We start from the raw sequence: 22,497 nt of genomic DNA, 5'->3' as shown, positions 1-22,497 counted from the left end.
GCTCATCGCGTGAAGGTGCCCATCTTCTCTTCGTCGTAGTACTCGAGATTCAGCTTGTCGCCGTAGAAGGTCGCCTTGGAGATCGACCCGGGTGGCGCGTTCTCCCCCTGCGGCACGAAGGTGAAGACGTTGCCGTCCCAGTGAGTCAGCTCCAGCTTCTCGCGCGGACCGAGCGCGAGGGTGAGCTTGCCGTCGGCATCGGTGACGGTCGCCGGTCCCCAGTACGCGTTGCCGTACGTGCCGACGATCGTCGGAGTCGGCGGCGCAGGCGCCGGTGCCGCGGGCGGCTTCTGCCCGGCCAGTGATCCCTCGGGCTGTTCCATCGCGGCAAAGGCCTGGCCGTACAGCGCCCGCCAATCCTGGCGCACCTCGCCGAACTGAACCAAGTCGGCGAACTCCGCGGTGAGCGTCTCCGGCACACCCGACGGCGTGGCGTTGGTCAACGCGACGATGGCCACGTCCGCCGACGGGATGACCACGAAGTTGGTGCCCGCTCCGAGTTCGAACGCGCCGGAGTGGCTGAATTGAGTGCGGGCCGCCGCGGTCGTCCCGACGTTGAAACCGTAACCGTAGAAGCCGGGTCGGGCAGCTGGTTCGGACGGCGGGCTGGCCACGATCTGCGGCGTGACGGCGGCCAGCAACTGCTTCGGATCGACGATCGTCTTGCCGTCGACGATGCCGTTGGCCAGCACCATCGTCAGCCACTTGGCCATGTCGTTCGCCGTCGAACTGACCCCACCCGCCGGGGACTCGGCCTGTGCGTCGCGGACGTAGAGCGGCTCGAACGCCCCGTCGACGTGGATGTGCCCGATGGCCCGGTCGGGCCTGGCCTCGTATTCGCTGAACTGCGAGCTCGTCGATGTCATGCCCAGCGGTCCGTACAGCACCTCCTGGCTGAGGTCCTCCCACGTCTTGCCCGCGCTGGTGGCCACGGCCTCGGCGCCGGCGGTCAACCCAAAGTTGGTGTAGGCGTAGGAGGTACGGAAGGGACCGAGCGGCAGCTGGCGCAGATGGTCGAGGATGTAGCGCCGGTCGTAGCCGAGGTCCTCCAGCAGGTCTCCGGCGTGGTCGGGCAGCCCGGAGCGGTGGGAGTACATGTCGCCGACGGTCACCAGCTTGGTGACCGTCGGATCGGCGAGGGCGAACCACGGCAGCTTCTCGACGACGGGAGTGTTCCAGTCGACGGCACCCTCGCTCACCTGGTGGGCGACGACGGTCGACCCCAGCGGCTTGGACAGCGACGCCAGCTGGAACACCGTGTCCGGATCGACCTGGTTCGCCGGATCGTCTCCCTTGCGGACGTCCTTGATGCCGAAACCTTTGGCGTAGGCGACTTTTCCGCCGTGAACGACGGCGACCGACATGCCGGGGATGCCCGACTTCTTCATCAGCTCGTCGGCGATGCCGTCGAGCTTCGCGACCGCCTTGTCGACCGCGTCGTCGGGCAGCGGCATCGCCGGCACCAAGGGGGGTGGTACCGGGCCCGTCGACGGATTGGCCGCCGCGGGCGGCGGCGCACTCGAGGGGCCGGCCTGCGGCGCCGGCTTCGCGCAGCCACCGAGCGCGGCCGTCAGGGCGAGGAGGGTGACCAGGCGGAAGACCGGTGAGCGCTGCACACCAGCACGCTATCCGGTCAGGCCCGCCACCATGGGTCCAATTCGGCCGTGGCCGGTTCGACGCGCAGACCGGGCTTGGGCGTCACCACTCGGACGCCGTCGCCCTCGGCGGCGCTCAGGAGCCGCTCGACGGGTTCTGACCACGGGTGGGGAGCCAGCCGGAACGTCGCCCAGTGGATCGGCAGCAGCAAGCCGGCGTCGGACACGTCGCGGTGTGCGCGGACGGCGTCCTCCGGGTTCATGTGGATGTCTGGCCAGCCGGGGTGGTACGCGCCGATCGGCATCAGGGTCAGGTCGAAGGGGCCGTAGTCGGCGCCGATGTCGGCGAAGCTCTTCGTGTAGCCGGTGTCGCCGCCGAAGAAGGCTCGGTGCCGCGGACCGACGATCGCCCACGACGACCACAGCGTGACGTTGCGCGTGAGGAAACGCCCGGAGAAGTGCCGCGCGGGCGTGCAGACCAGTTCGAGTTCGCCGACGTGAGCGCTCTCGTTCCAGTCCAATTCGACGATCCGGTCCTTCGGGATGTGCCACGCCCGCAGGTGTGCGCCGATGCCGAGCGGCACGTAGAACTTCGCCCGCTGGGTCAGCGCGAGCTGCTTGATGGTGTCGACGTCGAGGTGGTCGTAGTGGTCGTGGCTGATGATCACGGCGTCGACCGCGGGCAGCGCCTCGAGGGCGGCGGGCACCGGGTGCAACCGCTGCGGGCCGACGGCGCGCGACGGCGAGCACCGGTCGCTCCACACCGGGTCGGCCAGGATGCGGTACCCGTCGACCTCGATCAACGCCGACGAATGGCCGTACCAGGTGGCGGCGAGCTCCGCCGCGGTCAGGCTCGGATCGGGGGTGACGAGCGGGACCGGCGTCGCGGGATGCTGCCCCGAGCCGCCGCCGATGACGTCCCTGGCCAGGATGAACTGCTCCTGCCGGGTGAGGCTGGCCTCGGAGGCGGGCTCCATGTTGACGAAGACGCCGTCGCGGTAGTGCGGCGACCGTCGGGCGACCGTGTCGATCTCCACCGGCGACGCGCCGAGCGCCTCGGGGGCGCCCTGCACCGCCCGCAACACCCAGCCCCCGCCGATGAGCGCGGCCGTGCCGCCGATGAATCGCACCGCCTCCCGAATCATCTAGGCCCCCGTGAAGTTCGCGGGCCGCTTCTCGATACGCGCGACCTGCGCCTCGATGATGTCCGCACTGGACCACGCTCGGTCGAAGAGTTCCTTGTGCGCGGGCCACGCGTCCTCGTAGGCGCCGTCGTCGTTGAGCACGCGCTTGGCGTGTTGCAGCGCCAGCGGTGCGAACCCGGCGATCTCCTGTGCCCACGCCTGGGCGTCCGCCAGGGTGCCCGAGCGATTGGCCATGCCGGTCAGCAGGGCCGCGTCGGAAGTGAGCCGTTCGGCGGCCAGCAGCATGCCGCGGGCCCGCCCGGCTCCGACGAGGGAAGTCAGTCGGCGGATGCTCCAGTTGTCAAGCGCGATGCCGTATTTCGCGACGGGAAACTGGAAGTACGCCTCGGGCGTTACGACGCGCAGGTCGCAGATCATCGACAGGATCACCCCGGCGCCGATGGCAGGCCCGTTGACCGCGCCGATGACGGGAAGGGGCGCCTGGTCGATGGCCAGGTTCAGTGCCCTCGCCTTGTCGGGCAGCTCATCGGCGACGCCTTGGCCGCCGGACAGATCCGCCCCCGAACTGAAGACATGCCCCTGGCCGGTGAGGACGATCGCGCGGACGCCTTGGTCGGCGGCCTTCTCGACCGCCTCTCGCAGTGCGTCGAGCAGTTCGCCGTTGAGGGCGTTGCGTCGTTCGGGACGCTGCATCTCCAATGTCAGTACGTTGCCCTCGCGGGTCATTCCGATCATGGGACCAGCCTAACGAGCGGACCGCTAGCCTTGCCTCGTGAGCCGGATCGGTGCCATGACGCTGCGTGACGCCGTCCTCGACGAGGGGTCGTTCGTCAGCTGGGACAGTCCCCCACTCGACGTCGCCGCCGACGACGGCTATCGCCGCGACCTCGCCGACGCCAGGGCCGCCACCGGCCTCGACGAATCGGTGCTGACCGGCGAAGGCACGGTCTTCGGTCGCCGCGTGGCCGTCGTGGCCAGCGAGTTCGACTTCCTCGCCGGTTCGATCGGCGTGGCAGCGGCCGAACGGATCACGGCCGCGATCGAACGGGCGACGGCCGAAGCCCTGCCGCTGGTCGCGTCCCCGAGTTCCGGCGGAACCCGCATGCAGGAGGGCACGGTCGCCTTCCTGCAGATGGTGAAGATCGCCGCCGCGGTCGAACTGCACAAGCAGGCGCATCTGCCCTACCTGGTGTACCTGCGGCACCCGACGACCGGCGGGGTGTTCGCGTCGTGGGGGTCGCTGGGCCACGTGACCGCCGCCGAGCCGGGGGCGTTGATCGGCTTCCTCGGGCCGCGGGTCTACGAGCACCTCTACGGCGAACCGTTTCCGACGGGCGTCCAGACGGCGGAGAACCTGCACCGGCACGGCGTCATCGACGGCGTCGTCCCGATCGAACTGCTGCGCTCGACGCTGGATCGCGCGCTCACGGTGCTTTCCGACGCACCTGGCACGCCACCGAACGCTCCGGAGGCGGAGCCCGTCGCCGACGTACCGGCGTGGGATTCGGTCGAGATCTCCCGGCGCCCGGACCGCCCCGGCATCGGGTACCTGTTGCGGCACGGTACGACGGAGCGGGTGCTGCTCTCGGGAACCGGCGGCCACGGCGAAGCGGCCACCACGCTGCTGGCGCTGGCCCGATTCGGCGGGCAACCCGCGGTGGTGGTCGGTCAGCAGCGCGGTGTCGGCGGCGGACTCGCAGGTCCACAGGCGCTGCGCGAGGCACGCCGCGGGATGGCGTTGGCCGCCGGGCTGCGGCTGCCGCTCGTCCTGGTCATCGACACGCCCGGCCCGGCTCTGTCGGCCGCCGCGGAGGAGGGCGGGCTGGCGAGTGAGATCGCCAGGTGCCTGGCGCAGCTGGTCACCCTGGACACGCCGACGGTCTCGGTGCTGCTCGGCCAGGGCAGCGGCGGGCCTGCGCTGGCGATGGTGCCCGCCGACCGCGTCCTGGCCGCCCTGCACGGCTGGCTGGCGCCGCTGCCGCCAGAGGGGGCCAGTGCGATCGTCTTTCGCGACGTCGACCATGCCCCGGAACTCGCTGCCGCCCAGGGCATTCGGTCGGCGGACTTGCTGCGCAACGGGATCGTCGACGCCATCGTGGGAGAACACACCGACGCCGCCGACACCCCGCTGGACTTCACCAATCGGCTGTCGGCCACCATCGCCGCCGAGCTGGCGGCTCTGAGGCGCCTGCCCGCCGAGGAGCGGTTGGCGTCACGGCTACGGCACTACCGCGGAATCGGGTTGCCCGGCTGACCGTGCGCACGGTTTAGGCTGCACGTCGTGACAGAGCCCTCGTCCCGGGTGGAGTCGACCGGCGATTCGATCGCTCACGCGCTGCGTCAGGACATTCTGGCGGGGCGGTTGACGGCTGGCGAACGGTTGATCGAAGAGTCGATCGCCAAGAAGTACGGGGTGTCGCGGGTTCCGGTGCGGGAGGCGTTGTCTCGACTCCAGTCCGAGGGCTTCGTCACGATCGTGCGCTACCGCGGTGCCGCCGTCTCCGAGACGCTCGTCCAGGACGGCCGAGAACTGTTGCAAATCCGCCGCGGCCTCGAGGTGCTCGCAGCGCAGTTGGCCGCCACCAATCGCGGCGGCGAGGCCGCAGACGAGCTGGCCGCCCTCGCCCAGGACTTCGACCGACACCACGACGAGGAGGGTCCGTCGTTCCACGAAGTGGTGGCTGCCGCGTCCGGCAACCGGCAACTGGTGGAGATGTTGGCCGGGCTGAACCGACGCGTGCAGTGGGGACTGGGACACAACCCCGACGCGTCGACGAGTGATCACCGGGCGATCGCCCAGGCGATCGTGAACGGCTCGGCGGTACAGGCGGGCTATCTGATGGAAGAGCACCTTCGCCGCGACGAGCGGTACTTCGCCGAAGAGTTCGAGCACGACTGACGTTCGAGCCGCACCCGCTCCGTCCGCACAGACACTCGGTTGTACTACAATCCAGGCAGAGTTTTCGTGGTTGTAACGCAATAGCGCTGGTGGGAAACAGATGCGTAACGGGTTTCGTATACAAATTGGGCAGCGCGGCTTCTGTCATCGACGACGTGGGGTCGGCTCACCGACGCAACCGTCGCCGGTGTCGACTCACCCATCCGGAGACCCCGATGTCCCTCGTTCGCACGAAGACCAAACTCGTTCCCGCTCAACACGACTCCGAACCACCCGACCCCGCGGCATCGCCCGGTCTGACGGCCGCCCTGGACCGCATCGGCTTCGGCCGGGTGCAGGCCGCACTCATCCTGCTTCTGATGGCCGGATTGTTCTTCGATTCCCTCGAACAGAACTCCACCGGTGCGATGGGACCGCTCCTCAAGGAGTCGTTCGGCATCGGCAATGCGGAGTTGACGATGATCAACACGGCCACGGTGCTCGGCGGGCTGGCCGGCCGTCTCATCGGCGGCTACATCGCCGACCGCTGGGGTCGTCGCGCCGCCCTGAGCCTCAACCTTCTGGTCTACACCCTCGGCGGCCTGATCAGCGCGGCGGCGGTGAACTACGAAATGCTGCTGGCGAGTCGGTTCATCGTCGGCATCGGCCTTGGCGGCGAGTTCACCGTCGGCCTGGCGATCCTGGCCGAGATCGTGGCCACCCGGCATCGGGGATCGCTGCTCGCGACGCTCAACATCTCCTCCGGCGGCGTCGGCAACATCGCGTCCTTCGGCTTCTTCTGGTTGGTCCTCGGCCCACTCAACGGCGTACTCGGCGGCAACGACACCGCATGGCGCTGGACCTACGTGCTGCTGGCGATCCCCGCGTTGCTGGTGGTCTTCTTCCGTCGGTATCTGCCCGAGTCGCCCCGCTTCCTGCTGTCGAAGGGTCGCGTCGACGAGGCCAACCAGAGCCTGACCCGACTGGGCGGCGGCAGCATCAAAGCCCTGCGCAAGCCCGGCGCCACCAAGCAGTACGTCACCGAGGCCGACATTCCAGTCCAGGTGAAGAGCAGCTACGCCGAGGTGTTCAAGGGCGAAAACCTCAGGCGCACAGCAGCGATCGGCGCCGCCTCGTGGATGTCGTTCGGCGCGCAGGTCACCCTGCTGTTCCTGATGCCGATCCTGCTGGTGTCACGCGGCTACTCGCTGTCGGACTCGCTGGCCTTCACCATGATCATGAACATCGGTTCCCTGTTCGGGGCGTGCGCGGCGTCCTACCTGGCGGGCAAGGCGCCGCGGCGGCTCACCGTGAGCATCGCCGCCGTGCTGGGGTGCATCTCTGCCATCTGCTTCGCGTCGTTCGCCCACTCGACCGCCCTGATTCTGGTGCTGGGCATGATCTTTCAGTTCTTCACCATGATGCTCAACACCATGCTGTCGGTGTGGTCACCGGAGCTCTTCCCCACTTCGGTGCGGGCGATGGGCACCTCGGTGGTCAACGGGATCGGCAACGTCGCGGGCGCCGTCATGCCCTTCGCAGCGCTGTTCTTCTTCGACCGGGCGGGGGTCGCCGGCGTGTTCGCCATGATCGCCGTCATGTACGCACTGTTGGTCGTCGCCGCCCGTTTCGGCCCCGAGACGTTCGGTAAGCCCCTGGAGGCCGTCACCGAAAAGCCCGTCCTCGCCCACGCCGCCTGATTCGTCACCAATCGAGAAGGAAACACCAAACATGTTGACACTGAACATCTCCGCCACCGCCCACGGACTGAACTACCTGCCGCAGTATTACGCCGACCACCTCGGCCTCTTCGCCGAGCGCGGCTTGACCGTCACGGCCACCGCGAAGGATCCGTGGACGGGCGTGCTCGACGATCTGGACAGCGGCGACGCCGACATCGCGCTGGGCGGCCTGTGGGTTCCCGCGATGTACAGCGGCACCCCCCGCAAGCTCTCGGTCGTCGCCCAGGTCAACCATCAGTTTCCCAAGGCCCTGGTGACCCGGACGTCGCAACCGGACTTCCAATGGTCGGATCTGACCGGCCGGACCGTCCTCGCGCCGGGCATCGGCGGCAGTGCGCCGTACGCCTTCACCGCGGGCCTGGTGCGGGAAGCCGGCGTCGACCCCGCGTCGGTCAGGTGGCTGCGCGACCTGTCAACGCCGATGTTCGTCGAGCTGTTCGAGTCCGGCCTGGGAGACGCGATCGTGCTGGACCACACGACGGCAGAACTATTGCAGCACAGGGGAACCGGATTCATCGTCAACGACTACTCGGTGACCGGAGGCCTCGGGCCCAACAGCGTCTACTACCTCCGCTCCGAGCGGATCGAGGAGCTGTCCGAGCGGCTGATCGCGTTCACCGCGGCACTCGACGAATCCATGGCGCTGCTGGCCTCGGTCGGCGTCGACGAACTACGTCCGCTGTTGGCCGAGCACTGGCCGACGACCCCGCCGGAGGTGCTGGCCAGCGCGTGTGAACGGATGCTGCGCTCACAGACGTGGGCAACACCCCGCATCGACCAGGCCGCCACCGAGCGCTGGATGCGAATCTTGTTCGAGGAAGGCATGGTTCGCGCCATCCCCGACTTCGGCGACGTGGTCGACTCGACGATCGTCGACGCGGTCGGCTCGGCTTCGGTCTCGGCCTGATCGCATGGTGCTCATCCTGACGCACTCCGAGATCACCGGCCTGCTGGACCGCGACGAGGTGCGCAAGGCCGTCGAGCTGGCGCACGCCGGGTTGGCGCGCGGCGACTGGCACAACCCGGCGCCACGTGCCATCGCCTTGGCCGACGACGGTTCGGCGATTCCCATGACCACGTCCGGGGGTGGACACGTCTCGGTGAAGATGCTCTGCGACCTGCCCGCCAATCGCGCGCGTGGACTGCCGGTGCAACGCTCCAGCATCATGGTCACGTCCGCGTCGACCGGTGAGTGCCTGGCCATCCTCGACGGCCGCGCCGTCACGGCCATGCGTACCGCGGCCGTCAGCGCCGTCGCGACCGACCACCTGGCACGGCGTGACGCAACCGTCCTCGGAGTCATCGGGGCGGGCAATCTGGCGGTCGAACACGCCCGCGCCATCTCGGCCGTCAGGGACATCTGGAAGATCGTCGTCTGGACAAGGAGCACCGCCACGTTCGACGCGTTCGTGGCCAGGACGCAGGACATCGGCGTTGCGGTCGAACGGGTTTCGTCGGCCGAAGCGGTCGTGGCCGCCGCCGACGTCGTGTGCACGTTGACCCCGGCCCGTGACCCGGTTCTGCTCGGCGCGTGGCTGCGGCCGGGCCAGCACGTCAACGCGGTGGGGGCACCGCCGCGGCCGGACCACCGCGAGGTCGACGGCGCGGCCATGAAGCGCTCCCGCGTCATCGTGGACAGCCACGACACCGCGATGGCGAAGTCCGGAGGCGTGCTGCTGGCAATCGCCGAGGGCGCCATCACCGCGGACGACGCACGTACGGAACTGGGGCAGGTGATCGTCGGGTCTCGCGCGGGTCGGTCCTGCGCCGAGGACGTGACGCTGTTCGAGTCCGTCGGCCTCGGGTTGCAAGACCTTGCCACCGCCGAGTTGGTCCTGGCCCGCGCCGCGGAGCTCGGAGTGGGGACGACGGTCGATCTGAGCGCGTAGCGGTGGCATTGTGGGAACCGTGGACTCGGTGCTGCACTTCGCCGGAAACTTCTGGTGGCTGATCTTTCCGCTCGGCGGGGTGATCGGCGGTGCCGTCAGGGCCGTCGCCGCCGCCAACGAGCGCCGCGCCGAGCGCCGGCTGGAGCGCTACCGGATCAAGCAGCAGGCCAAGGTCGCGATGGCGGAGGCCTCGGGACGCGGACGGGTCGACGAGGCGGCCGCCCGTCGCGAGGTGACCAAGGTCCTGCAGCGGCACGACGGCACCGACGCGCGCTGGCTGGACTACGAGCTGGACGTGGCCAAGCTGCTGGACTTCCCGCTGATGACCGACATGCGCGAGCCGCTCACCGCAGAGTTCCACCGGGCCCGCAGCCGCGCCGACCTGCTGCGGCCCGCGAGCGCCGAGGACGTCGTCGGTGACCGGGACGCCCAGCTCGACTACCGCGACGCCGTCCACGACTACGTCACCGCGTTCGACGTCGCGGAGGCCGAGGCGGTCCGCAGGCGACGCAGTGACTTCTCGGTGGAAGCGCAGGAGCGGTTGGAACGTGCTCAGCGTCTGCTGCGGGTGGCCTCCGACGGCGCGGCCACCGTCGACGAGCGGCGCAACGCGTACTCCAAGGCCCAGCGCGAGCTCGACGGTCTGATCGTGTTGCCCGCGGTGACGCGGGCCGGCATCGAGCGGCGGATCGCCGGGGAGATCGAGGCCTAGCGGGCCGCGTTCGTGAATCTGGCGACGCCTCCGCGGCGATTCCCGTCGCCAGTTTCACACTCGGGGCCCTAACCGACCGCGTAGCGCTGCAGGGTGGGGCCGAGCCACTCGATCAGTTCCTCGCGGCTCAATTCGACGACGGGTGGCAGCCGCAACACGAAGCGGCACAACGCCATTCCGAGCACCTGGGTGGCGATGAGGCCGGCCCGCCGCGGCGCGTCGTCGGGGGTGAACTTCGAGATCGCGGGCAGCAGCTGGCCAGCGAAGATGTCGGTCATGCGTTGGGCCGCATCGGCATTCGTGGTGGCCGAGCGCAGCAGCACCACCAGCGCGTCGTCGGCCTCCCAGCGCGTCAAGAAGTGCGACGCCAACGCGTGGCCAAGGCGCTCGGGTGCGACGTCGGACAGGTCGGGGAACCGCAGGTCGAACTCCGCGGCGGCGGCGAACAGCTGGTCCTTGTTGCCGAAGTAGCGCATCACCATCGACGGATCGATGTTCGCGTCCGCGGCGATGGCCCGAATGGTGGCGGCCTCATATCCCGATTCGGCGAACCGCTCCCTGGCGGCGGCCAGAATGACGGCCTTGGTCTGGTCGGCCTTCGCTCCCATGCCGAGGACTCTATGCCAACACCTGTTGACTTTTCCGCTGACACAGCGCACGCTGGGAAATGCCAACACGCGTTGGCATTTGTCCGGCCCCAAGGAGCACCCCATGCACGACACCGACGTCCTCATCGTGGGCGCTGGCCCGACCGGGCTGACACTCGCCGCATCGTTGCTGCTCAACGGCGCGAGCGTCACGCTCGTCGACCGGCAGGCCGAAGCCGCGAACACCTCCCGCGCCGCCGGGGTCAACGCCCGCACGCTCGAGGTGCTCGAGGGGATCGACGTCACGCGCCGCCTGGTGAAGGAGGGCCTCGAAGCGCCCCGCTTCGCCATTCGTGACGGCGCCACCACCCTGCTCACAGTCGACTTCAGCGGTCTTGGCACGGCCTATCCGTTCACGCTCATGGCGCCGCAGTCGACGACCGAACGGCTGCTAGTGGACCGCGTTCGCGAACTCGGCGGCGACGTCGTGCGGCCCAAGGTGCTCGTCACCGTCACCGAGGACGCCACGGGCGTGACGGCGACGTTCGACGACGGCGACACCGTCCGCGCCCGTTACGTCGTCGGCGCAGACGGCATGCACAGCACCGTGCGCACGCAGGCCGGGATCGGTTTCACCGGGGGTGCCTACGACCACTCCTTCGTCCTCGCCGACGTCCACCTGCGGGGGGACGCTCCGACCGACGAGGTCCGGCTGTTCTGGGCGAGCGAGGGCCTTACCGTCGTCGCACCCCTGCCCGACGGCGCGTTTCGCATCGTCGCTCCCGTCGACGACGCACCCGAGGCGCCCTCGGTCGAGTTCGTACAGCACCTCCTCGACGCCCGCGGTCCCGGAGGCATCGCGGTGACGGACGTCGTCTGGGGTTCCCGGTTCCGGATCCACCATCGGGTCGCCGACACCTACCGCTGCGGCCGGATCCTGCTCGCGGGCGACGCCGCCCACGTGCACAGCCCGGCCGGCGGTCAGGGCATGAACCTCGGCATCCAGGACGCGGTCGCCCTAGCCGACGCGTTGGCGGCGGTGTTGGCAGGCGGGCCGGACTCGCGGCTCGACGAGTACGCCGCCGCCCGCCGTCCGATTGCCATGCAGGTGATTGCCCTGACCGATCGACTGACCAGACTCGCCACCCTGCCACGCGCGGCGCGCCCCGCCCGCAACGCCGCGCTGAAGATCCTCGGGCATCTCCCCGTGGTCACCCGCGCCCTGGCGACCCGCCTGTCGGGCCTGGTCTACCGCTGAGGCGGACGGCGTTGTTTGACTTTCGGGTGCCAACGGGAACCATGGCGGCATGACCCCACCGAAGACGTACCCGCACGGCGTCCCCAGTTGGATCGACACCGTCGCGCACGACCTCGACGAGGCAAAGCGCTTCTACGCCGGACTATTCGACTGGACCTTCACCGACGCCATCCCCACCGACGCCCCTGGCAACTACCTGATCGCCACCATCGGCGGTGAGGACGTCGCCGCCATCGCCACCCCCGACTCGAACGACGAGGTCGTCGCGTGGCGCACCTACGTCGCAGTCGACGACGCCGACGCGACCGCTCGGGACGTGGCGGCCGCGGGCGGCACCGTCACGCTCGCCCCGGTCGACGCCGGTCCCGGCGGACGCCTGGCGGTGTGCGTCGACCCGCGCGGCGCCGAGTTCCGCCTGTGGCAGGCGCGCAAACGCCTTGGGGCGCAACGGGTCAACGCGCCGAGCACGTGGAACTTCAGCGACCTGCACACCACCGACCCACACCAGTCCGCGAAGTTCTACTCGACGGTGTTCGGGTGGGAAGTCGACGACGTCGGCTACGCGACGATGGTTCGCAGGCCCGGCTACGGCGATCACCTCGCCGAGACCGTCGACCCCGACATCAGGCAGCGGCAAGCCGAGGTGGCCGCGCCCGCCGGGTTCGAGGACGCGGTCGCCTGGATGCGACTGATCCCCGAGGGCCACCCCGAACGATGGCAGGTGACGTTCGCCGTGGCCGATCGCGACACGTCGGCGGCCACGGCGGAGGACCTCGGCGCCACCGTCCTGTCGTCTGACGACTCGGAGTGGACCAGGACCGCCACGGTCCGCGACCCGCAGGGCGCCGAACTCGTCCTGAGCCAGTTCACCCCGACCAAGGGCTAGCGTGCCGATCCTCGAGGCCGACTATCTGGTCGTCGGCGCGGGCGCGATGGGCATGGCGTTCGTGGACACCCTGATCTCCGAGACCGACGCGACCGTGGTGCTCGTCGACCGCAACGACCAGCCCGGCGGGCACTGGGTCAACGCCTATCCCTTCGTCCGGCTGCATCAACCCTCGGCGTACTACGGCGTCAACTCGCGCCGGCTGGGTAGCGACTCGATCGACGCCGGCGGCTGGAACGAGGGCTTCTACGAGCTCGCCGGCGGCAGCGAGGTGTGCGCCTACTACGACCAGGTGATGCGTCAGCACCTGCTGCCCAGCGGCCGGGTCTCGTACTTCCCGATGAGTGAATACTTGGGCGACAACCGCTTTCGGACGTTGGCCGGAGACGAGTATCGGGTCGAGGTCCGGCGCCGGGTAGTCGACGCCACCTACCTGAGCGTCGTGGCGCCGTCGATGCGCCCGCCGCTCTACGACGTCGCCACCGGGGTCGACTGCATCCCGCCCAACGACCTGCCCAAGCAGCGGGTCCGGGACCGCTACGTGATCGTCGGTGGCGGCAAGACCTCCATGGACGCGTGTACTTGGCTCATGCGGCACGGCATTTCACCCGATCGGCTGACGTGGATCAAGCCGCGGGACTCCTGGCTGCTCGACCGTGCCTCCGTGCAGCCAGGCCCGGCCTTCGCCAGGCGGGTGCTTGCGGACTTCTCGGCCCAGTCGCGGGCCATCGCGGCCGCCGACTCGGTCGAGGACCTGTTCCGCCTGCTGAACGAACGCGGTTGCCTGCTTCGGATCGACGATGCGGTGACGCCGTCGATGTACCGGTGCGCGATCGTCTCCCAGGGTGAACTCGACCATCTGCGCCGGATCTCCGACGTCGTCAGGATGGGGCGCGTCGTCGCGCTGGAGCCGGGCCGAATCGTCCTAGAAGACGGCACCGTCGCCGTCGACACGTCGGCGTTGTTCGTCGACTGCACCGGCGACGGCATCGGAACCCGCCCGGCGACAACGGTATTCGCAGGCGACCGCATCACCCTGCAGTCGGTGCGCACCTGCCAGCCCACGTTCAGTGCCGCGGTCATCGCCCGCGTCGAGGCGATGAGCCTCGGGGACGACGCCAAGAACGACTACTGCCGGCCGGTCCCCCACCCGACGAAGCCGCTCGACTGGATCACGATGACCGTCGAGTTCAACCTCAACCAACTGCGCTGGTTCGACGATCCCGACCTGATGGCGTGGCTCAACGGCGCCCGGTTGAACGCCGCCAGCCACATGCTTGCCGCCGACGCGGACGCCACCGACGTCTTCCGTCAGATCGCGCCACGCCTGCGAGCCGCCAACACCAAGCTCGAAGCCCTGCTCCGCGCCTGACGACTCAGGTCTCGACGGGCGCGACGCGTCCGGCGAAGCTGACCGCTTCGATGCCGTGCTCCCGGGAATCGGCTTCAGCCCTGGCGATCTCGGCATCCAAGTCCAACGAGCGCGCCATCACCACGTACGCCACGGCCGATGCGAACAGACCAACGAACAACGCGACGTCGACGCCGCCCATCGCCGACGCGACCGGACCGGTGAACCACACCGTCACCACGAAGGGAACCATGGCAACGATGCCGACGAGGTAGGCGATCAGTCCTCGCCAGCCCCACGTGCCGTACACCCCGCCGGGCACGAAGATCTCCCTGACCGCATAGTGGCCACGCCGCACGAAGTAGTAGTCCACCAGGTTGACCGACGTCCACGGCACCAGCAGATACAGCAGCACCACCAGGAAGCTGCCGAAGTTCGACAGGAATTCTCCCGTCGACAGCATGGCACCGAGGAGGCCCGCCGCGGCGACGACCGAGCACGAGATCACCCGCAGTCGACGGGTCGGGCGGACGGCGCGGAACGAGTCGACCATCGTGATCAACTCCAGCGACGCGGCGTAGATGTTGATCGTGATGACGGTGATCAAGCCCGGCAGCGCGGCGACCAGAAGCCAGAGCCCCGAACCCGGCACGATGTCGTCGGCCGCCTTGCGCACCGCGTCGAGCGGAGAGGCGCCTGCCATCAGTGCCGCAACCAGGGCGCCGAGCGCCATGAGCCATGCGGCGCCGACGAATACGCCCGTGTAGGTGTAGAACAGTGCCTTGCGCGGACTGGTCTGGGGCGGCAGGTAACGGGAATAGTCCGACACGTAGGGAGCCCAGCCGAGGGCGTACGCCGCGGCCGCGCCGAACTGGACGAGAAACGCCGCCCACGTGAACTGACCAAGTCCCAGTTGGCCGTCGGGAATGTCCGACCAGATGAGCGCCGCGACGGTGAACACGCCGAAGGTGGCGAGGAACACCCAGGTGAGCCAGGTCTGAAAGCGGTGGATCCAGTGGTAGCCAAAAATGGCCAGTGCCAACGCGAGTGCCGTGATGACGACGTACCACAGGTCGGGCAGATCCGCGCCCGTGGTCAACGTCAGCACGTCGGCGGCGAGGATCTGGTTGAAGACGTTGAAGCCGACGATGCTGAACACCACGACGGCACAGATGACGACGACGCCGCGATAGCCGAACTGAGCGCGCGACTGAATCATTTGCGGCAGTCCCAACTGCGGGCCCTGGGCCGAGTGGAACGCGGTGAACACCGTGCCGACCGCGGTGCCGCTGAGGATCGCGAGCAAGGACGTCAGCAGCGACGCCCCGAGCGCCGCGCCGACCATGCCCGTGGCAAGCGTCGTCAGGTTGGCGTTCGACATGAACCACAGCGGGAACAGGGTCGAAGGCTTGCCCTTGCGTTCGCCGAGCGGAACCCAGTCAATGGACTTGGACTCGATGGTGGGTGTCTCAGACATGAATACCTCCGTAGAGTTCCGGACGCCGATCCGCGAACAAGTCGTTGTGGGCGCCAAGGGATTTGTCCCCCGACAGGTCGAGGATGGCGGTGGCCTTGCCATCGTCATCCGGTGTCGCGCAGATCCAGCCGTCTGCCGACACGACGGCGGTGCCGCCGGTCCATTCGACCCCACGCTCGGCACCGTGCCGGTCCGCGATCACCGTCGCCAGTCGAGAGGTCCTGGCGGCGGCCATGGCCTGGATGGTCTCGGGCGGATGCTCGCCAGCCGGTCGAACCACCATGGGCCAACACACCGGAAGCGCGAGGACTTCAGCGCCCGCCAGCGCCAAACGCCTTGTCAGCTCCGGGAACTCGCTGTCGTAGCAGATGGCGACGCCGAGCCTGCCGACGGGAGTGTCGAATACCGCGCCCGCTTCGTCACCGGGGACGAACACGTCGCACTCGGCGCCCCAGAGGTGCGCCTTCCGGTAGCAGCCCAGGACACCGTCACGACCGATGACGAGCGCCGAGTTGAACAGTCGGTCACCGTCGGTCTCGCAGAATCCGACGACCGCCACCGCATCGGTGTGCAGCGCTTCGGCTAACGACGCCAATCTCGGATCGTCGGCCCGCATCGCGAGCGAACGCGCCTCGACCTCGTCGTCGAAGACGTAGCCGCTGGTGGACAGTTCGGGAAGCACGATCAGATGGGGACCCGGCTCCCGACGGCCGAGGGCACGCTCGATGGCCGCCAGGTTCGCGGCCACGTTGCCCATCTCGACGGCGAGGCTGACGGCCGAGACCCGCAGCTGCCGAGTCATCGGCCCCGGTTGACTGCGGGAGTTCCGTCGAAGGCACCTGAGTGACGGCCGATCGCGTCGATGCGGATGGTGGCTGTCGCCTCGTGCGCCGCCAGCCCCTCGAACGCCGAGATGCGTTCGACGGCAGGGGCCAGCGCTGCGGTCGCCTCGCGCTGAGCGCGCTGATAGGTCAGCGGCTTGAGGAAGCGCGAGACCGAGAGGCCGGCGTTGTAGCGGGCCGTCTTGCCGGTCGGCAGAACGTGATTGGTGCCGGCGATGCCCTTGTCCGAGTACGCGACCGTGCTCCACGGTCCGATGAACAGCGAACCGTAGTTGCGGAGCTCCTTGAGGAAGAAGTCGTCGTCCTCGGTTTGCACCTCGAGGTGTTCGGGGCCGAGGACGTCGGATATCGCGGCCGCCTGGGCACGATCGCGGGCCACCACCACCGAACCGTAGTCGCGCCACGCCGCACCCGCGACGGCGCGGGTGGCGAGACCCTCGAGCTGGCGGTCGATCGCATCGACGACTTTGCGGCCCAACGCCTCCGACGTGGTGATCAAGGCCGCGGGCGAGTTGGGGCCGTGCTCGGCCTGCCCCAACAGGTCGGCGGCCACCCACTCCGGGTTGGCGCTGTCGTCGGCCAGCACCGCGACCTCAGACGGTCCGGCCAGCAGGTCGATGCCGACCCGACCGAAGAGTTGCCGCTTGGCCTCGGTGACGAAGGCGTTGCCCGCGCCGACCAGCATGTCGACCGGCGCTTCGTCCAGTAGGCCGAACGCCATTGCGCCAAGGGCCTGCACGCCGCCGATGGCGAAGACCCGGTCGGCCCCCGACAGGTACGCGCCGTAGAGCACGGCGGGATGGGCGCCGTCGGCCCCCGACGGTGGCGTGCACGCCAGCACGGTGGGCACGCCTGCGGCCTTGGCCACCCCGACGGTCATGAAAGCGCTTGCCAGGAGCGGGAATCGGCCGGCCGGGAGGTAGGCGCCGACACGCGACACCGGGATGTACTGCACTCCGCCCACGACGCCTGGCGCGACGTCGACCTCGAAGTCGGAGAGGTGAGCGCGCTGCGCGGTGGCGAATCGGTTGGTGCGGTCGTAGCCGAGTTCCAGCGCCGCCCGCACGTCGGCGGGAAGGGCGTCGCCGCTCTTGCGGAGATCGGCGGAAGCCACCTCGAGGTTCCCGGTCCACCCGTCGAGGTCCTTCGCGTAGGACCGGACGGCGTCGAGCCCGTCGCGTTCGATGTGCGCGAGCATTTCCGACACCCGTTCCACGACAAGCGGATCGCGTTGTGCTGGCGGCCCGTCGACGGCGGGCTTCTTCAGCCAGGTGAACGGTCCGAGGGCGCGGGCTTCATCTGCGGTGATCTGCATGCCCAGGGACGGTAGGCCGATTTCCGGCAAAGGACTAGATGGGCAACTCCTGCGCGATCCACAGGATTATCCGATACGACGGCGGGAGATCTGCGGGACGACGGAATGCCCATCCCCCGCTGCGGTGTCCAGCTGCGCCAAGTCACGGATGGTGTCCTCGGCCAGCCGGGCGAACTCCCGGGTGGCATTCGACAGGGGGCGCCCACGACGCTGCGCCAGGGCGATGGTGTCGAACAGCGGCTCGGCGAACGCCACGGTGTGCAGGCCCTTGGGAAACGCCCCGCTCTCGATGACCGCGCCGCTCACCATCGTGTCGCCAACGCCGTCGGCCACCAGCTTCAGCGCCGCCTCGACGTGCTCGATCTCGATCAGTGGCTCCAATCGCAGTCCGGCGAGCTGAGCGCGCTCGGCGAGTTGGCGTCGGGTGGGATCCTTCCAGCCGTAGTGGGCGTCGTAGAGCACCAGGTCCGTGGCGGCGAATTGGCCGATGGTGACCGGACTTTCGGTGCGGGCCGGGTCGGCGCTGACGTAGAACACCTCGTCGCGCACCAGCGGGCGCACCGTCAGACCCTCGTCGTCGATGGGCAGGATCAGCAGACCCGCCTCGATCTCACCGGCCTGAATCGCCGCCGCGGTCTCCGCCGAGTTCTGCCCGACGAGCCGAACCCGCACCTCGGGGTAACGCGTGTGGAACGTCTGCACCAGGCTCGACAACAGGTAGTAGTCGGCGTTGCGCGGAACCCCGAACGTCGCCGTCCCACCGCCGAGCGAGCCCACCGAGCGAACCGCCTGCGCGCCCCCGTCGGCGGCGAGCACCGACTGCTGCGCGTAGGGCAACAGCTCCTCGCCCGCCGCGGTCAAGGCCAGCCTGCGACTGCCACGGACGAACAGTTGGGCGTCCAACTCGTCCTCGAGGCGACGCACCAGTTCCGAGATCGAGGCCTGCGCCATGTGCAGCGCATCGGCGGCGCCCGTGAACGAACCCAGCCGCTCGGCCTCGACGAACGCACGCAGTTGATTGAGCGTCACCCGTTGAGCATAGGGAGACCGCGTGTTCAGACCAGGGAGTCGACCCACGCCCGATGCAGCGCGGCGTACCGGCCGTCGCCGACCATCAGCTCCCCCGGCGGCCCATCCTCGACGATGCGACCGTGTTCGAGCACCAGCACGCGGTCGGCCACCTCGACGGTGGAGAGGCGGTGCGCAATGACGACCGCGGTCCGGTCGGCCAGCACCGTGGCGAGCGCCCGCTGCACCAGCCGCTCGCTGGGGATGTCGAGTGACGACGTCGCCTCGTCCAGGATGAGCACGGCGGGATCGGCGAGAAACGCTCTGGCGAAGGCGATCAACTGCCGTTGGCCAGCGGACAACCGGCCGCCCCGCTTGGCCACGTCGGTCTCGTAGCCGTCGGGGAGCGCGTCGACGAACCGGCTGACGCCGACGGCCTCGGCCGCCTCGCGCACCTCGGCGTCGGTCGCGTCGGGTCGACCGAACCGGATGTTGTCGGCGATGGTGCCCTCGAACATGAAGTTCTCCTGCGTCACCATGACCACGTGCTTGCGCAGGTCGGCCTGCGCGAGGTCGCGCAGGTCGACGCCGTCGAGCATGACCGCACCCGAGGTGGGGTCGTAGAACCTGGCGATCAGCTTGGCGATGGTGGTCTTGCCGGCACCGGTCGTCCCGACCAGGGCGACGGTCTGACCCGCCGGGATCTCCAGCCGCAAGTCCGGAAGCACCGGACGGTCGAGAACGTAGGAGAAGGCGACGTCACGAAACTCGATGTCACCCTTGACCGTCGAGAGCTCGACTGGCTGCTCCGGGTCCTGGATGCCGGGCTTCTCGGCCAGCACGCCCGCGATCTTCTCCAGGGCCGCGGCGGCGGACTGGAACGTGTTGAAGAACTGCGAGATCTCCTGCATCGGCTCGAAGAAGATCCGCAGATACAGCAGGAACGCGGTCAGCGTGCCGAGCGTCATCTCACCGTTGAGCACCCGGTAACCGCCGTAGAGCAGCACTCCGCCGGTGGTGACGTTGCCGACGAGGCGGACGGCAGGCATGAAGATCGCCAGCAGTTTGAACGCCCGCTCGTTGACGTTCTTGTAGTCGTCGGCGACGTCGGTGAAGATCTGTTGGTTGCGCGGCTCGCGGCGGTAGGCCTGTACCGCCTTGATTCCCGTCATCGTCTCGACGAACTGCACGATCACCAACGCGGCGCGCTCACGCACCAGCTTGTAGGTCTTCGCCGACTGGGTGCGGAACCACCACACCAGCAGCACCAGGACCGGGAAGGCGCACAGGCACATCAGCCCGAGCTTCACGTCGAGCACCACCAGCAGCACCGACGTGCCCAACAGCGTCAGGACGGCGGTGATGAGACCGTCGAACCCGGTCTGCAGCATGTCCTGGATGGCCTCGACGTCGTTGGTCGACCGCGCCACCACCCGGCCGGAGGTGTAGCGGTCGTGGAACGCGACGTCGAGCCGTTGGAAGTGCCGAAAGATCCTGCGGCGCAACTCGAGTAGCACTTCCTGACCGATCCGCCCCGACCGGCGCAGGAAGAACATCCGGCTGGTGGCCTGCACCAGCACGACGCCGCACAGCGCCGCCACGATCAGGATCAGTTCACGCGCGGAACCACCGCCGACGAGTGGCGGGATGCCATGGTCGATGCCGCGTTGCACCAGCAGCGGCACCGACAGTCGCGCGGCGTTCTCCGCCACGATGACGATCGTCAGCAGGGCCACCGCCGTGGCGTAGGGCCGCAGCAGGCCGCCCAGCAGGCTGCGCGCTTCCCGGCGACGCGAGATCGACTCGTCGATGGGCAGGTCGGCGTCGTCGTTGCTGACGGCGCGGCCGCGCCAGTCGGTGGTGCTCATCTCTTCTCCGCTTCCGACGCCGCATAGTCGCGCTCGCCGTCCCGGTCGGCTTCCTGCTCCAGGTAGAGGTTTTCGAGCCGGCGGCGTTCCTGGTCGCGTTCCCAATCGCAATCGCGTTCCAGGTTCTCGTCGAGTTCGTCGTCGGCGGCCAGCAGATAGCGGTACTCCGGTGCCGTCACCAACAGCTCGGCGTGGGTGCCGACCCGGGTGACGGTCGCCCCGGCGCCGTCGACCCGTTCGAGCAGGGCGACGCGGTCGGCGAGCAGCACCGTCGACGCCCGGTTGGCGACGACCACACCGGTCACCTCGGCGAGGACGCGACGCAGCGCCTCCGTGACGACGGCCTCGGTGTGCACGTCGAGCGCCGAGAGGGTGTCGTCCAAGACCAGGATGGACGGGGCGGCCAGCAGTGCCCGGGCCAGCGAAAGTCGTTGGCGCTGACCACCGGACAGGCTCATGCCCTGCTCACCGATCCGGGTGTCCAGCCCGAACGGCAGGTCGTAGGCAAACTGGGCGGCGGCCACCTCGACGGCCTGGGCCAGTTGCTCCTCGGTCGCCAGCGGCCTGCCGAGGCGCAGGTTCTCCGCCACCGACATCGAGAAGAGGGTGGGGTCTTCGAAGGCGGTGGCGACCGCCTTCCGCAGGGCGGGCAGCGACAGCTCGCGAATGTCGTGGCCGTCGACCAGGATCGCGCCCTCGGTCACGTCGTAGAGCCGTGACAGCAGCGAGACGAGCACCGACTTGCCGGATCCCGTCGGCCCTACCAGGGCGAGGGTCTCCCCCGGCTCGACGGTGACGTTGACGTGGCGCAGGACCCACTCGTCGGAGTCGGGAAACGTGAAACCGACGTCGACCAGCTCCAGGCGACCGCCGCGGGGCACCTCGCGGTGCGGCCCGTCGGTTATCTCGCGGGGCGCGTCGAAGATCTCGACGACGCGGTTGGCGGCCGTCATGGCCTCCTGAGTCATCGACAGCAGGAAGCCCAGCGAGGCGATCGGCCACACCAGCGACAGCATCATGGTGATGAACGCGACCAGGGTGCCCATCGTGACGAGGCCGCTACCCGCGGCGTAGGCACCCAGCCCGAGCACGATGATCAGGCTGGCGCTGGGAATCGCCTCAAGCAGTGTCCAGAACTTCGCCGAGACGCCGACCTTGCGCACCTCGGTGTCGAACAGCGCGGTGGCGCGTTGGTCGAACCGGTCGTAGGCGTACTGCTCGCGGCCGAACGCCTTGACCACCCGCACCCCGAGCGCCTGCTCCTCGACGTGGGTGGCGACGTTGCCGGACTGATCCTGCGCGGCGCGCGACAGCTTGGTGAACTGACGCTGGAAGTGCAGCACGGTGGCGGTGATCGGCACGATCGAGATCACCACGACCACACCCAGCGGCCAGTACATGGCGAGCAGGATTCCCGTCACCACGATGATCTGAATGACGTTGAGCAACAAGAAAAGCAGGCCAAACGACAGGAACTGGCGGATGGTGCTGAGGTCGTTCATCACCCGCGACAGCAGCTGGCCCGACTGCCATTGGCCGTGGAACGACATCGGCAGGATCTGCAGCCGCGCGTAGAGGTCCTTGCGGATGTCGGCCTCGACGCCCATGGTGGCGCGCGAGACCAGCCAGCGGCGGACGAACCACAGCACGGCCTCGGACACCAGCAGGGCCATCGCGGCCGAGCCCAGCGTCCACAGGTGCTGCTGATCCTGGTGCCGCACCGGCCCGTCGATGACGGCCCTCGTCATCAGCGGAATGGCGACCGTGGCGACCAGGCTGAGCAGCGCCGCGATCAGCATCGAGGTCCACCGCAGCCAGTACGGCTTCAGATACGGCAGCAACCGCAGGATGTCCGACGACGACCGGATGCGCCGAGGTGGTGGCGCGACGGCGGGCTCGGACCGAAGTCCCTCGTCGTCTTTCACCGTCACACCTTCAAGGTTC

At 68.8% G+C, this 22,497-nt stretch carries 19 protein-coding genes; 9 read left to right on the top strand and 10 right to left on the bottom strand.

Features of this window, described 5'->3' with window-relative positions; all coding sequences use genetic code 11:
- Nucleotides 1–2: 2 nt before the first annotated feature.
- From B1790_RS26715 to B1790_RS26705, 3 genes are read right to left on the bottom strand one after another with little or no spacing between them, the layout of a single operon-like run.
- Complete coding sequence (locus B1790_RS26715) at nucleotides 3–1,616, bottom strand: serine hydrolase (RefSeq protein WP_079926313.1); 1,614 nt, start codon at nucleotides 1,614–1,616, stop codon at nucleotides 3–5.
- A 17-nt stretch (nucleotides 1,617–1,633) separates the two neighbouring features.
- Nucleotides 1,634–2,740, bottom strand: a complete 1,107-nt coding sequence (locus B1790_RS26710) for an MBL fold metallo-hydrolase (protein ID WP_079926312.1) — start codon at nucleotides 2,738–2,740, stop codon at nucleotides 1,634–1,636.
- Nucleotides 2,741–3,475 carry an enoyl-CoA hydratase gene (locus B1790_RS26705; protein WP_079926311.1) on the bottom strand — a complete coding sequence of 245 codons (735 nt, stop codon included), beginning with the start codon at nucleotides 3,473–3,475 and terminating at the stop codon, nucleotides 2,741–2,743. It lies immediately after the preceding gene.
- Between the two features lie 37 nt (nucleotides 3,476–3,512).
- Between B1790_RS26705 and B1790_RS26700 the strand changes: the two genes are divergently transcribed.
- From B1790_RS26700 to B1790_RS26675, 6 genes are all read left to right on the top strand, one after another.
- Nucleotides 3,513–4,994: a carboxyl transferase domain-containing protein gene (locus B1790_RS26700; RefSeq protein WP_079926310.1), complete on the top strand. Its 1,482-nt coding sequence runs from the start codon at nucleotides 3,513–3,515 to the stop codon at nucleotides 4,992–4,994.
- 27 nt (nucleotides 4,995–5,021) lie between these two features.
- Nucleotides 5,022–5,639, top strand: a complete 618-nt coding sequence (locus B1790_RS26695) for a GntR family transcriptional regulator (protein WP_079926309.1) — start codon at nucleotides 5,022–5,024, stop codon at nucleotides 5,637–5,639.
- 215 nt (nucleotides 5,640–5,854) lie between these two features.
- Nucleotides 5,855–7,318: an MFS transporter gene (locus tag B1790_RS26690; protein WP_233165330.1), complete on the top strand. Its 1,464-nt coding sequence runs from the start codon at nucleotides 5,855–5,857 to the stop codon at nucleotides 7,316–7,318.
- Between the two features lie 31 nt (nucleotides 7,319–7,349).
- Entirely contained in the window at nucleotides 7,350–8,267 is a 918-nt protein-coding gene (locus B1790_RS26685; RefSeq protein ID WP_079926308.1) for an ABC transporter substrate-binding protein, read from the top strand.
- Nucleotides 8,268–8,271: 4 nt separating this feature from the next.
- Entirely contained in the window at nucleotides 8,272–9,249 is a 978-nt protein-coding gene (locus B1790_RS26680) for an ornithine cyclodeaminase family protein (RefSeq protein WP_079926307.1), read from the top strand.
- A 19-nt stretch (nucleotides 9,250–9,268) separates the two neighbouring features.
- Nucleotides 9,269–9,961: a hypothetical protein gene (locus tag B1790_RS26675; RefSeq protein ID WP_079926330.1), complete on the top strand. Its 693-nt coding sequence runs from the start codon at nucleotides 9,269–9,271 to the stop codon at nucleotides 9,959–9,961.
- 68 nt (nucleotides 9,962–10,029) lie between these two features.
- Here the strand turns inward: B1790_RS26675 and B1790_RS26670 are convergent, their stop codons facing one another.
- Nucleotides 10,030–10,569: a TetR family transcriptional regulator gene (locus B1790_RS26670; protein WP_079926306.1), complete on the bottom strand. Its 540-nt coding sequence runs from the start codon at nucleotides 10,567–10,569 to the stop codon at nucleotides 10,030–10,032.
- Nucleotides 10,570–10,672: 103 nt separating this feature from the next.
- Between B1790_RS26670 and B1790_RS26665 the strand changes: the two genes are divergently transcribed.
- Genes B1790_RS26665 through B1790_RS26655 form a run of 3 tightly spaced genes read left to right on the top strand, consistent with a single transcriptional unit; the run spans nucleotide 10,673 to nucleotide 14,064 of the window.
- A complete protein-coding gene (locus tag B1790_RS26665; protein WP_079926305.1) occupies nucleotides 10,673–11,806 on the top strand; it encodes an FAD-dependent oxidoreductase in 1,134 nt (377 codons plus the stop codon).
- Between the two features lie 49 nt (nucleotides 11,807–11,855).
- The gene (locus B1790_RS26660; protein ID WP_079926304.1) at nucleotides 11,856–12,692 is read left to right on the top strand and encodes a VOC family protein; all 837 of its coding nucleotides are present in this window, start codon (nucleotides 11,856–11,858) and stop codon (nucleotides 12,690–12,692) included.
- 1 nt (nucleotide 12,693) lies between these two features.
- On the top strand, nucleotides 12,694–14,064 hold the full coding sequence (locus B1790_RS26655; RefSeq protein WP_142271526.1) for an NAD(P)/FAD-dependent oxidoreductase: 1,371 nt from the start codon (nucleotides 12,694–12,696) through the stop codon (nucleotides 14,062–14,064).
- A 4-nt stretch (nucleotides 14,065–14,068) separates the two neighbouring features.
- Here the strand turns inward: B1790_RS26655 and B1790_RS26650 are convergent, their stop codons facing one another.
- The 6 genes from B1790_RS26650 to B1790_RS26625 all read right to left on the bottom strand — a co-directional run bounded on the left by B1790_RS26650 (nucleotide 14,069) and on the right by B1790_RS26625 (nucleotide 22,478).
- A complete protein-coding gene (locus B1790_RS26650; protein ID WP_079926303.1) occupies nucleotides 14,069–15,520 on the bottom strand; it encodes a cytosine permease in 1,452 nt (483 codons plus the stop codon).
- Complete coding sequence (locus B1790_RS26645) at nucleotides 15,513–16,322, bottom strand: nitrilase-related carbon-nitrogen hydrolase (RefSeq protein WP_079926302.1); 810 nt, start codon at nucleotides 16,320–16,322, stop codon at nucleotides 15,513–15,515. The genes B1790_RS26650 and B1790_RS26645 overlap by 8 nt, the downstream gene beginning before the upstream one ends.
- Nucleotides 16,319–17,677, bottom strand: coding sequence for a histidinol dehydrogenase (hisD, locus tag B1790_RS26640; protein WP_079926301.1), 1,359 nt, complete (start codon nucleotides 17,675–17,677; stop codon nucleotides 16,319–16,321). Before hisD ends, B1790_RS26645 begins: the two co-directional genes overlap by 4 nt.
- Before the next feature lie 66 nt (nucleotides 17,678–17,743).
- The gene (locus B1790_RS26635; RefSeq protein WP_079926300.1) at nucleotides 17,744–18,706 is read right to left on the bottom strand and encodes a LysR family transcriptional regulator; all 963 of its coding nucleotides are present in this window, start codon (nucleotides 18,704–18,706) and stop codon (nucleotides 17,744–17,746) included.
- A 26-nt stretch (nucleotides 18,707–18,732) separates the two neighbouring features.
- On the bottom strand, nucleotides 18,733–20,553 hold the full coding sequence (locus B1790_RS26630) for an ABC transporter ATP-binding protein (RefSeq protein ID WP_079926299.1): 1,821 nt from the start codon (nucleotides 20,551–20,553) through the stop codon (nucleotides 18,733–18,735).
- Nucleotides 20,550–22,478, bottom strand: coding sequence for an ABC transporter ATP-binding protein (locus B1790_RS26625; RefSeq protein ID WP_369832429.1), 1,929 nt, complete (start codon nucleotides 22,476–22,478; stop codon nucleotides 20,550–20,552). The genes B1790_RS26630 and B1790_RS26625 overlap by 4 nt, the downstream gene beginning before the upstream one ends.
- Nucleotides 22,479–22,497 lie beyond the last annotated feature (19 nt).

The organism is Mycobacterium sp. AT1 (assembly GCF_002043095.1).
Taxonomy (GTDB): Bacteria; Actinomycetota; Actinomycetes; order Mycobacteriales; family Mycobacteriaceae; genus Mycobacterium.
This window is presented reverse-complemented; position numbering and strand designations above follow the sequence as displayed.